The 12,752-nt window shown below is 48.0% G+C and carries 2 protein-coding genes and 1 pseudogene; all 3 read right to left on the reverse strand.

Features of this window, described 5'->3' with window-relative positions; translation table 11 throughout:
• Positions 1-10 precede the first annotated feature (10 nt).
• The 3 genes and pseudogenes from KDD30_RS24935 to KDD30_RS22170 all read right to left on the reverse strand — a co-directional run bounded on the left by KDD30_RS24935 (position 11) and on the right by KDD30_RS22170 (position 12,722).
• Positions 11-6,676, reverse strand: a pseudogene (locus KDD30_RS24935) (phosphopantetheine-binding protein).
• A 20-nt stretch (positions 6,677-6,696) separates the two neighbouring features.
• Entirely contained in the window at positions 6,697-11,166 is a 4,470-nt protein-coding gene (locus KDD30_RS22165; protein ID WP_371826131.1) for a beta-ketoacyl synthase N-terminal-like domain-containing protein, read from the reverse strand.
• Positions 11,163-12,722 carry a type I polyketide synthase gene (locus KDD30_RS22170; RefSeq protein WP_211650749.1) on the reverse strand — a complete coding sequence of 520 codons (1,560 nt, stop codon included), beginning with the start codon at positions 12,720-12,722 and terminating at the stop codon, positions 11,163-11,165. The genes KDD30_RS22165 and KDD30_RS22170 overlap by 4 nt, the downstream gene beginning before the upstream one ends.
• Positions 12,723-12,752: the final 30 nt, after the last annotated feature.

The following is a 12,752-nucleotide window of genomic DNA, read 5'->3' on the forward strand; positions in this document are numbered from 1 at the left end:
AATCGACGGCTTAACATAGAATCGAGATTACCGCGATATTTCTCGCACAAATAACTTGCCACCGCATCAATTGTTGGATGTTCAAAAAACAATGTCCCGGGGAGGTCATTGAAGTCGTTTTCCAGCGAACGAGTCAGTTCCATCACCATCATTGAGTCCATACCATAGGAGGATAAATGCTTCGTTGTAACTATGGAATCTGTAGGGATCCGAGACTTTTCAGCGAAAAGTTGTAATAACGTTTCCCGGACGGACTGAAATGTGTCAGGAGTGAAACTGCCACTGACCTGTAATGATGCCTGAGGCGCTTCTTCCAAAGCCTGCAGATTAAATTGATTGATCAATTTGTGCTTGTGCCCATAGAGCACAACCAAGCGACTGAGACCACTCAACAATCCATAATTCAAGGCCTTCAAGCCTTCAGAAGCAGGCATCGGTAACAATCCCAAATTCTGTTCAATCCACTCCAATTGGGCTGTCGCCAATGTCATTCCGCCATCTCGCCATAATGGCCAGTTGATGGATAAAGTGGCGCCAGAGCGCTTACCCCCTTCGACTTGTGAATTTCGATATGTGGCAAAGCTATCCAAAAAACCATTGGCATAGGCGTAGTCGGTTTGACCTGCATTTCCCACCACACTGGCAAGCGAAGAGGACATAACAAAGAAATCCAATGCATGATCCGCCGTGAGCTCATCAAGTAGCACTGCACCTATCGCTTTGGGATTGATCACACTGGCAGTGGTTGTCAACGACTTATTGATCAGATAGTTATCGTCGGTGCGACCCGCACAATGAAAGATGCCATTGAGCTGACCGAAGCACGCTTGCACTGCAGACAGCATTTGACTGACACTGTCCCGATTGCTGAAATCGGTTCTGAAGTATCTGACGCTCCCCCCCTTGCTCTCTAGTTCATGAATCACTTTGAGCTTATCTTCATCTATCGGAGAGCTTCCCGCCAAAACCAGACGAACATCACCGTGGGCAGCGAGATAACGGGCGAAAATTACGCCCAGCTTCCCCATCCCACCGGTAATGAGATAAACGCCACCGTGTTTGATGGGTGAATTGTCGTATGAATCAGGCTGCTGACAAATCACACTATCGGTGACTACATCTAATTGCCTCAGATATTCCTGTTTGCGGCGCCCTGCATCAATGCATATATCGTCTGTATCTGACCTGGAAAATTCGGCCAGGATTGCCTCTATAGCAAGAGAGTTTTCGGTAACCCCTTGAAAATGCACATATCGGCATTGCAGCAGAAGAGATTCCTTGGACAAAGACCTGAGTAAAGACAAGATCGCCTTACTCCATGGGCTAATGGTCTTGTTCATGTCGACACAAATAATCTGTGTTTCCTTGCCGACCTTGGATACCAACCCCTTGAATAACCTGAATACTCTTTCAAATATCCATCCACCAGGATTTTCAGAAGTCGCGGGCATCGTCAATAAAATACATGAAGGTAAAGTCTTCTCTGCCAGAAGTTCTTCAATACACGGGTTAATATCATCGCTATCCTTGAAGCTGAATTGTGCTGCCGTGATACGATCCTGAATTATTCCTTCTCCCATTCGCCAATGAAGAACGTGAGGGGAGCCGTTATTTTCGGAAGGCAATCTTTCGGATATCACGCTGTACTGACCAATATCAATAGCCAGAACAGATGGAACATGATCAAAGCAGCCTCCTATCGATTCTAACGAATCACTCACGACCGTCTGACTGACACTTTGGGCAAGGATCAACTCTGCCGTCGTCTGCTCGCCCCCCTTCTGCTCTTCCTGCTCTGGTGTTTCATGCCATAACCGGACGCAGAACTCCGTTAACTCGGCCAATATTCGCCCATCACCCGCGATAAGCGTGATATTAAACTGCAAGAGGCTATCATCCTGAGCAGTAAAGCTCTGAATACGTTCGCTCAGGGCGTAACATGGCTCGTTCACCGGTGCATAAATACAGATCTGACCGAGCGAAAATGGAAGATAGAGACGGTTGGATAAGTCTCCCGACACGAGTGAAGTTATTGTCTGTAAAGCGCCATCCATAATTGAAGGATGTAGGTAGAAACCTTTGGATGAAGAATGGATTCCAGAAGGGATATCCAGTTGTCCGAGAGCTTGTTCGCTGTTAAACCAGACTTTACGCAAAGGACGGAAAGCGGGCCCCAAGTGTAGTCCTCGAAGTCCAAATTGATGATAGATGGCATCGTGTTCAAGCACCTGGTTGAAGCTTTCTAGCAGCGTCTCCAGCCTGATAAGATTCGGAGTTGAATGTGAACTCTCGGTATGAAAAACAGTCCCTTTGCAATAGAAGTTCTCTCCCGAATGCACCTCAAAATAGTGGGATTGTGCTGCCTCGTCTTTGACTCGAATTGAGCAGTCTACCGCCAAATTTTGATCACGAATCACGATCGGCTGTCCCCACATGATATTTTTCATCACAGAGACATTCAGTCCGGCATCTTCGGCGGAACAACGCGCCATTTCAAGGTGAGCAACCCCAGGCAGAATCTTATCCTCCCCTACCCGGTGATCAGCAAAAAAGAACTCGCTCCCGGTAAATTCAATCTTGTATTGAGGCTGTGCTCTTGTAGCGCAATGATGACCAAGCATGGGATTTCGGGAGGCTTCAGAATATTCATCGATATTTACTGGCCAATAAATTGCCCGATCGAAGTCAGGGCATGGAAAAGGCGTTCGGCAGCCGTGAGGTTCCAATTGATGGCGTTGCCAGTCGATAATATTTCCCGCGTGCCAGAATGCTGCCAATGTCAGGAGTTTTTCATCCCTCGATAAATCTTCTAATATGGGCTGGCCATCTTCACTGACTGGAATCGATTTTAAATCAATCGACTTTATTTCAGAGACCTGCCCCTCCCTCAGGTAATGATCTATCTTTCCAATAAGTTCGGCCTTTGATGACACAATAAAGTGTAGGCGAGATGACAACTGTGGGCGGCCACAAAACAAGGTGAATGCCAGATCGGCAAGCGTGGATTCAGCGCCATAAATGGCGACTTCAGGATTTGTCAGATAATCCCTGATGCTTTTCAGATACTGCGTTAGTTGATTTTTGGTACCCGCCGAAAGCACGATCAGGCTACGCTCTGATCGATGGTTTAGCAGTGGTGCCGGTCGGCTATATTCCTGAAGAACCAAATGAACATTGACGCCACCGTATCCAAAGTTATGCAGACTGGCCACCGTGGGATGATTCGTCGACGACTTCCAAGGGTGTGTATGGGATGGAAAGTAAAACGGTCCCTTATCCATTGAAAAATAGGGTCGGCATTCACTTGCGTGCAACATGGGCGGTATCTGTTGATTCTTCATCGCGAGCAAAACCTTAATCAAGGCAACAACTCCGGAAGCTGTTTCCAGGTGCCCGATATTCCCTTTGATGCTTCCGATGCCGATTGATTTCCCTGGTGCCTCGTTCGAATCAAACACTTCGTGATAGGCACTTAGCTCTGCTGAATCTCCCATCACATTGCCTGCGCCCTGAGCTTCAATATACGAGGCTTGCGAGGGTGATATGCCAGCATCGGCGTAGGCGTCGCGAATCACCTGTGCCTGCATCTTGGGATTCGGGGTTGTCAGCGAGGCTCCGTTTCCGCCATGCCGGACAGCGCTGCCTTTGATCACAGCGTACACAAAGTCGCCGTCTGCCAGGGCTCGAGAAAGTGGTTTTAACAGAACCGCTCCGGCACCTTCACCACTCAGGTAGCCGCTAGCCGTCTGGTCAAAGGAACGAACTGTACTTTCGTTACTGAGAAGCCCCATTTTTCTATTTGATATAAATGTGGTCGGACTGAGAATCAGATTCACGCCACCTGCCACCGCCTGGTCACATTCGCCCGATGAAATGGCTTTCACAGCCTTATGAATCGCCAGAGACGAACTTGAACATGCGGAATCAATGGCCAGGCTTTCCCCCGTCCAGCCGTAGATGTAGGAAACTCGATTCGCTAAAATCGCATGCGTATTTCCGGTATTGGCATAACCATGAGTTCGGTCGTTGCTGTCTGCAATGAGACTGGCGTAATCAAACCGGGCAACACCCACATACACACCGGTATGGCTACCGTTCATTGCATCTCGACTGTATCCGGCATTCTGCAGACACTGCTCAACGACTTCGAGAAAAATCCGCTGTTGGGGATCCATCAGTCTGGCTTCGCTGGGAGAAATATTAAAATACAGAGGATCAAATAGCGCTGCCCCCTGATAAACCCCCCGTGGTTACAATCGGTATTGTCGCTATGGGTCAAGGGGTCTCCGTAGATTTTCCTCCAGTCCCATCGCTCCTTCGGCACCAGACTGATCATGCTTTGACCTTCTTTCAATTGGTGCCAAAAATCGACAATGCTTTCGCTACCCGGAAAACGACCGGCGAGACCTATTATGGCAATCTCGTCAGTCTTTCTATTCAGGTTTTTTCTTTTCTGCTGTAGATTCGTCTGCTCAGCCTTCCAATTTTCCCGGTTGTCTTGCTGGGTATGCACCACATCTTGTGCTAACTCTTTTGCTAAATATGCAGACAGGGCCGAAACGGTTGGATACTCAATAAATATTGAAGGGGCAACGGCCAGATCCTTGTATCGCCGGTTAATATCGTTTGCCAGACGAGTCAGCGAAATAGAGTCAAAGCCAAGCGCCACAAAAGGTGTATTCAGGTTTTCCTGAGTAATATCGACCTTGAGAAGATCATAGATCGTATTGCTCAGCCACGACACAAGAGTCGGATTATTCTCAATATTCGGTTCGCTTACTTCCACCTGACCTTCTGTATTTTTTGAGCCTGTCGACGCTAAACCTTGGTCAGATGTCGGTTTTTGATGCTTTGCAACGATTTCTACGGCCAGTTTGTCAAGCGTGGTATGCTGCAAAAACGCTGCTGGGCTTAATTTAACGCTCGGAAAGCGTTGATTGATCCGGTTGGCCAGCCTAGTCAATGTGATGGAATCGAAGCCCAGAGCTAACCAGGGCTGCTGCGTGCTTAAAGTGCCTGGGTCAATTTTCAAAATATCGAAGACTAGCTCTTTTAAGACTGATTTTACGTCTTCATCGATATCGCTATCTCGCCCCTCTTCGGCTACGTGTTGTTGTTCCCCATTGATTACAGAAAGGGCAAGATTCAGCTCATTTGAATCAATCTGATGCGTATTGCGTAAATGCATCAGAGACGACTGACCCAACCTGCTCAGCAAGACATATTTGTATTTCTCAATCTCAGGCGTCATGAAGTTCGGAGGACAGGTCCTTGCCTTCACGTCATCAATATATTGCCTTGCTTGAGGCCAAGGGTTTGGGCCCTGTAACCTGAATAGTGAGGGATAAGAAGGTATATTGAGAAGCTCCCAGTAGAGAGACCAGTTCTCACGGGGATCAGGAAATGCACCGAATTTTTCAGCAAGGGATATCGGGTAAAGTTCGTCGATATTGACTCCCTCCCAACGTTCCAGAGCACTCAGCATCACATCCCGCGTGGGCGGCTCCACCTCTCCACTGAGTATATGGCTGAACCACCTGGACTGTAATTCAGTGACAGGGAAGATATTGGTTGTCGCTCTTCTGACTGGCTTGCAGACATTGCCGATGTAAGCCAGTTTAGGAAAATCTGGGTGAAAGACGCCTTCGTACAAGCCCTCTTCAATAGCGAGTTCTGGAAGGAAATCCGGTGAAGAAAAGCGGTAGCCCGTACAAAAGACAATTGCATCGACGATCTGGCTTGATCCATCAACATAGTAAACCGTGTCGCCTTCAATGCGACTCAGGGCGGGCTTGATATCAATGTCTCCCTTTGCAACTTTACTGACGACATTATCATTGATATGCAGCACGCTATTCTGATGTGAGTGATCCGGCATCAATCCACTCTCTTCGAAATCCCTCATGAAATCAGGCATGCTGGCACGCCATTTTTTCAGGACGTCATTTCGTGGAGTCTTGCTGAATACAGCCCTGCGAATGGGGCTAACGGTACAATCGTTGGGTATGAAACCGACGATACGGGGCATAATCCAGTTTTTCCTGCGCAAGCTCCAACTGACTTGCTCAGAGGTCTCGGCTGCTTCAGCGACAATATCCATTCCGCTGACACCGTTTCCAACAATAAGAACACGCTTTCCTTTGAGGATGTTTGTATCGTGATAATTGCTGGAGTGGATGATCTCACCGGTAAAGCGCTCTAAACCACTGACATCAGGTAACAAGGGGGACCAGTAACAACCAGAACAAATGGCGACTGCATCATACTTCTCTTTTAAATCCGAATTAAAATCCGAGCTAAATACGACTTCCCACCGGGATCCATCGTAAGTCAGTCGTTTCACTTCATGGCGATATCGTATCAATGGTTTCAGTGTAAAGGCCTCTGCATAACGATGGAGGTAGCGATTCACATCTTTGACCGTTGGAAACGTATCAGCCTCCTCCTCAAACGGAAAATCCGAGAAGTGGCTAGTAAATTTGGAGCTTTGAAAACGCGTACTTTTGTAGGCACCGCCATCATGTCCGGGGCGAAAAACCCAAATACCTCCAAGTTCATCCGTTTTTTCGAAAACTGTCACCCGATGTCCATTTTCGGTAAGGCATTTAGCGGCTGCCAAACCCGCAGGGCCTGCGCCAATGACCAATACGCTGCATGATTGTCTGTTTGATTCCATGATGACTCACTCCCTTTGAACTACAGATCAGCCAGCAATGCGGCAGTTGTTATCGATTTTCCGGATGGAACGGATTGAAACACTTGATTGTTTACCGTAGCTGATGGCGGACGCACTTCTGGTTGTGCCACCCGATCCTGATGTGCTGACGGCCAGAGTTCTCTGGTGTTAAACGGATATGTTGGCAGAGGTATCCTATGACATTGCTCATTGCCATATAAAACTGACCACTGAGGCAAATGCCCGCTGAGGTAGTGATTTACCAATCCTTCAATGCTTCCGGCATGATCTGCTGTCTCCAGTCCCGACGGTAAAGTACGGGGCTGCTGTGGCTTGGCGCTTGTTTCCGTGGCGCCAGTCCGGCCATCATTGATCATGAAAAGGAGCGTTTCTTCGAGTTCATCCAGACTGCTTACAACCAGCACTCGTCGAAGGGCAAAGTGGCTACGACCGATCTGCAGCGTGTAGGCAATGTCCTCCAGGTTGGTTTCTGCAGGGGCTTGTCTAAGCCAGTGAAGCAGATCTTTCACTTTTTGCATTAAAGCGGTTTCGTTGCTGGCTGAAAGGGGAATAATTTGCACCCTTCCCTGTCTGGGTTTTAGTGGCCTTTTGGACGGGAACTCTTCAACAACTAGATGTGAGTTGGTTCCGCTAAAGCCAAATGAACTGATAGCTGCCCGGCGCTTGTGCTCATTTTTCGCTGGCCAGTCCTTCAAGGTCTTGTTGATATAGAACGGACTGTCGTTAAGATTGATATGTTCATTTTCTTCTTCAGCATTCAGAGACGGTGGAATTTGCTGATGAGCAAAACTTAACAATACCTTGATTAGGCTCGTGATCCCGGCAGCCATGGTTGTATGACCGACATTGCCTTTCACTGACCCAATTGCACAAAAATGACGGCGCGAGGTAAATTCGGCAAATGCTTTGCGCAAAGCATTGATTTCGATCGGGTCACCAAGGGCGGTGCCAGTGCCATGCGCTTCTACCAATGAGATGGTGTCAGGATCAATCCCTGATTTATTGTAAACATCAATTTCCAGCTGCTTTTGAGCATTGACGCTTGGAGCCGTAATGCCGTTGGTCGCCCCATCCTGATTTACGCCGCTTCCTTTAATAACGCCATAGATGTGGTCCTTATCAGCGATTGCCTGAGTCAGTCGTTTCAGCAGCACAACGCCAACACCTTCGCTAACCACAATGCCATCGGCACCGGCGCCAAATGGCCTGCACTTTCCTGTCGGTGACAGCATGTTCGACTGGCTTCCCTGAATGTGCATTCGAGGTGAGTGCATCATATACACCCCGCCGGCCAGAGCCATATCGCAGTCGCCGTTAAGAATACTCTGACATCCTGAATGGACTGCCACCAAGGAAGAAGAGCACGCAGTATCAATTGCCAGGCAGGGACCTTTAAGGTTCAGATGGTATGCTGTTCTTGCCGCTAATATGGAGGGCGCCAGACCGGTAAATGCGTGAGAAGTTCGATCCAGTGAAACCGATGTCAGCACCTCGTCATAGTCACTGAAGGTGGCACCTACGTAGACTCCGCAGCGGGAGCCAGCCAAATCCGTGTCGCTGTACCCTGCATCCTCGAAGGTTTTATAAGCTTCCTGTAAGAATAACCTTTGCTGAGGGTCCATGATTTCACCCTCCAAGGGTGAAATATTAAAGAACTCGTGATCGAACTGCCCGGGATTATTTAGAAAACCACCCCACTTACTATAACTCTGACCATCTGCGTGAGTGTCTTCGTTAAAGGTTTCACGATAGTCCCATCGACTGATCGGTACTTCCGTGATACTGGCTGTACCGGCAGCAAGGTTGCTCCAAAATTCTTCTGTGTTGTTCGCTCCAGGAAACTGGCCCGACATCCCGATAATGGCAATATCATTTGAGTGTTGTTTCGAAACCTGGATTGGGTCAATGGCTTGTTCCGAAGATGAAGATTTACCTGTCGGTCTTAGCCTGACCCTTGTCGCCTTCGGAGCCTCAACAAACTGTATCGTATCCCCTTTCTTTCGTTTTTCCCTTAACCGAATAGAGCCGGAGGTGGCGCTTTGTCGCAGCGTCACAATTTCTTTAGCAATATTTTCTTTATTTGATACCTCATTCTTGATGTCAATATGAAGTTCTTCTTGAATACCTTTCACTTTTACAGGAGGCTCTACTGCGATTTCAGAAGCTACGGATGGCAAGACATCAAGGACGTACTGAGCCAATTTAGAAATACTTGGATAGTCATATAAAGACGTCACCTCCAGATTTGCATTCAGATGTTTATTCAAATCCCGAATAATTTCGACTCCGGAAATTGAGTCTACACCCAGACTAGAGAAGTTCTCTTCAAGATCTTCCTGGCGAATGTTTTCATGCAATATTCGACTGACAATTTCCGTGATCTGTTTGGTAAACACATGCAGATCGGCAGGCTTCCGATCAGCTTTAGATTCTGCTTTGCGGTTTTTCTGTTCCAACGCTTCTTTCGAATCGTTTCGTTTTATCGAGGAAAAGGCAGACAATACATGTTCTGTTAACTTATCTAGCGTTGGGTAGTCATATAACGCTGTCACCTCCAACTGGGTCTGCAACGTTTTATTGATATCGCGTATGATTTCAACCCCGTTAATGGAGTCCATTCCCAAAGAATGGAAATTCTCATACAAATCGTCGTCACTGATCGAGACCTGAATAATACGTTCGACTATCTCGCCAAGTTGCTTGATCAGATGATCCTTATCTCTCTCGACAAAGACTGTCGGATGTTTTTTTGAGGCGGGTTCCTGATGGGGCAATACGTCATGAAGCCGCATCTCAAAGAGGTTGATAGGACTGGCAAGCTCGCCGTTAGAAGAATGGCTGTCCGAATTTGAGGCTGACATTGAAGCGTTTAACGGTTGTTGCCTAACTCCCTGGTTAAACTTCTTCAAGCTTTCAAAGTGCGCCTGCAGACGGGCTTTTACCTCTGATTGAGAAAAGGTCTTTTGATGCATTTCAAGTTCATAATCAATCACCTCTGGCAGTTGAGCGTTCATCTCTCTGGTTAAACCCTGCTTCAGTGTTTCCAGAGTCAACTGCGGTTTGTCTGCAATCTGAGCCGCAATCGCCAGCGCTTCAGGCAACACTTTTTCCGATGAAAAGTACAACAGTTCGGGAGCCATGGACCTTAACTCTTCCCCCCGATAAGCGCTAGCCGTATACATCATCCGGGTTGACAGGTTCTCACCAAATCGCCGTTTCAGAATAAGTGTCGCCCCCATTCCAGGTGTGAAACCGTATTTAGTAAAGTTCGCGCTGTAGACCCCCTGCTCGGCCAGAATCACGATATCGCCATACAAACCGAATGCTAAGCCTCCGCCGGACGCATGCCCTTGCATGGCAGAAATGACCGGCACCTTACAGTCCAGCAGGCCTCGATAGACAAAAGCATTATCTGCAAAGGTGCCTTTATTCTCTGACAAATCGTTAAGCATTTCCGCAGTGCCGCCCATACAAAACACATTATCGTAGCCTGTCAGCACAACCACTTTAACGTTGCTACTTTGATTGATCTGTTGAAATATATGGCGTAACCCCGCCAATAGGTTATCGGTTAGCATATTGCGATTGGCTCGATCATGCATTTTTACCAAGGCAATACCGTGAGAACTGATCTCTACCGATACCTCATCGCTTTGGAAATCAAACATCAGCATAGCTGCTTTACTATCCGACAGTCTCAATGGCCCAGAATGAACTGTATGGGCTTCTGAATTCTCTTCAGAACTTGTTGTGAGCAACTGATCATACCAGTGACGCTTACGTTCAAAAGGATAAGTCGGTAACGAAATCGTGCATGCCCCCCCAGCCGCATACCAACGCTCCCATGCGGTTGAATCGTGGCCCTGCTCAAAACAGGCGGCGAGCCATTGAAGACGGACAATTTCCTCATCATCGCCAGTCTCAGCATTGCCAATCAACAGCTGCAGTTCTCTCTCCATAGCGATCTGCACATCCCCACCTTCTTGTGCCCCGCCCGGCAAGATGTCAGAGCGGGATACGAGATCCTGCACAGGGACAGTCAATGGCCCAGACTGAAGCACATCAGATAGCTTCTGCCTAAGTTCGGAAATGCTGTTCACGACCATTCCGAAGCGTTTCTTGAAGTGTTGTCGTCCCACCATCAAGGTATAGGCAATATCGATCAGCCTGTTTTGATCACCATTGTCTTCCAACCATTGATGTAAATTCCTGATGGCTGCCATTAATGCTGTGTCTGTTCTGGCAGACAGCACGATCACCTGCGGTCTATTGACCATGGGGGTGTCTGTTGGCGTTCTGTCCGGTGCTTCATCAATCACCACGTGAGCGTTAGTTCCACTAAAGCCGAAGCTGCTGATAGCTGCCCTTCTCACTGCATTTTTCTGGGGATGCCAGGGGGCCAGTGTGGTATTGACGTAGAAAGGGGTTGAGTCAAAATCGATGTCGGGATTGGCGTGCGCAAAGTTCAGGGAAGGGGCAGCGCTTTATGCTTTAATGCCATCAAGACTTTAAGCACCCCTGCAATTCCAGCAGCGGTTACCGTATGACCGATATTGGTTTTGACTGAACCAATCGGGCATATCCCTGGCTGGCCTTGCATCCCATAGCTTTGGTTTAATGCATCGATTTCGATGGGATCGCCCAGCTTGGTTCCCGTGCCGTGAGTTTCGATATAGTTGATTGATCCGGGAAAAATATCAAATTGTCGATATAATCCCTTTTGCAGCTCGGCTTGTGATTTTACGCTGGGCGCCGTAATGCCATTGGTTCTGCCATCCTGGTTTGTAGCAGATCCTTTGATGACACCATGGATGTTATCTCTGTCAGCGATAGCCTGCTCCAACGGCTTAAGCATGATCACCCCAACGGCCTCTCCTGGGGTGAACCCATCAGCCCGCGCATCGAACGCATAGCTACCACCAGTCGGCGAAAGCATATTGGCCTTACTGGCATAGATATAAAAGTCTGGTAACGTGCGAATAAATACGCCACCGGCTAATGCATAATCACTTTCGCCACTCCAGATACTCTGGCAGGCTAAGTGCACGGCAACCAAGGAAGACGAACAAGCCGTGTCCACAGCCAGACAAGGGCCTTTCAGGTCCAGCAGGTATGCTACTCTGGAAGCGAGAATAGCATTCTCATTTCCCATAAATGCCTGAGCTGCATGACTTATGTCTGCCTGATGCATTTGACCCTGATAATCACCATTACCGACCCCGGCAAATACTCCGCAGCGGCGATTGCCGATACGGTGACTGGCATAGCCAGCATCTTCCATGGCTTCCCAGGCCTGCTCAAGAAACAAGCGTTGCTGAGGATCGGTCAGTTTGGCTTCCTTTCCAGAAATATTGAAAAATCGCTCGTCAAACTGATCAATCCTGTCGAGAAAAGCGCCCCACCGGCTATAGCTTTTGTTTTCGACACTGTGGTCAGCGTCAAAATATTCTTCTGTATTCCAGCGAACAGAGGGTACTTCTCCGATCATACCGGTTCCAGATGCAAGCATGTCCCAGAATTCATGGACACTATCTGCGCCGGGAAACCGGCCAGACATGCCTATGACGGCAATATCTCCAGCGCGTTGAGAAGCGACGGCGGTTATTGCACGATCTCTTGAAGGCTGTTGAAGACTGGACAGATCAGCCTGATTTGCAACATATGGTGCAAGTGTTTCAATAGAGGGGTAGTCGAATAGCCTATTGGGCTTCAGGTTGACCGAAAATACTTGATTAATGACCTCAACCAATTGGACGAGAATCATAGAATCAACGCCCAACTCGGCAAAGGATTTATCCAACTCCTCTTCCGTGAGCTTTCTTTGCAGAACCTTCTCAAAACAAGCTTTCAGGTGATACTTAACCTGTTCACGCTTGTCGTTTGCGCTTTCTTTATCCTGGCCATCGACTTCTTTGAGCGTTTGTCGTGCCAACGCCTTTAACTGTAAAGCAGCTTGTTGCGGATCAAGTTTCTTTGACTTAACCAGATTCAGTACATCCTGTGCACTCAGGTGATTGCCAGCCATTCTTCCCTTCCTTTTTATTCCGTAACTTAA

Source organism: Photobacterium sp. GJ3 (assembly GCF_018199995.1).
In the GTDB taxonomy this organism is placed as follows: domain Bacteria; phylum Pseudomonadota; class Gammaproteobacteria; order Enterobacterales; family Vibrionaceae; genus Photobacterium.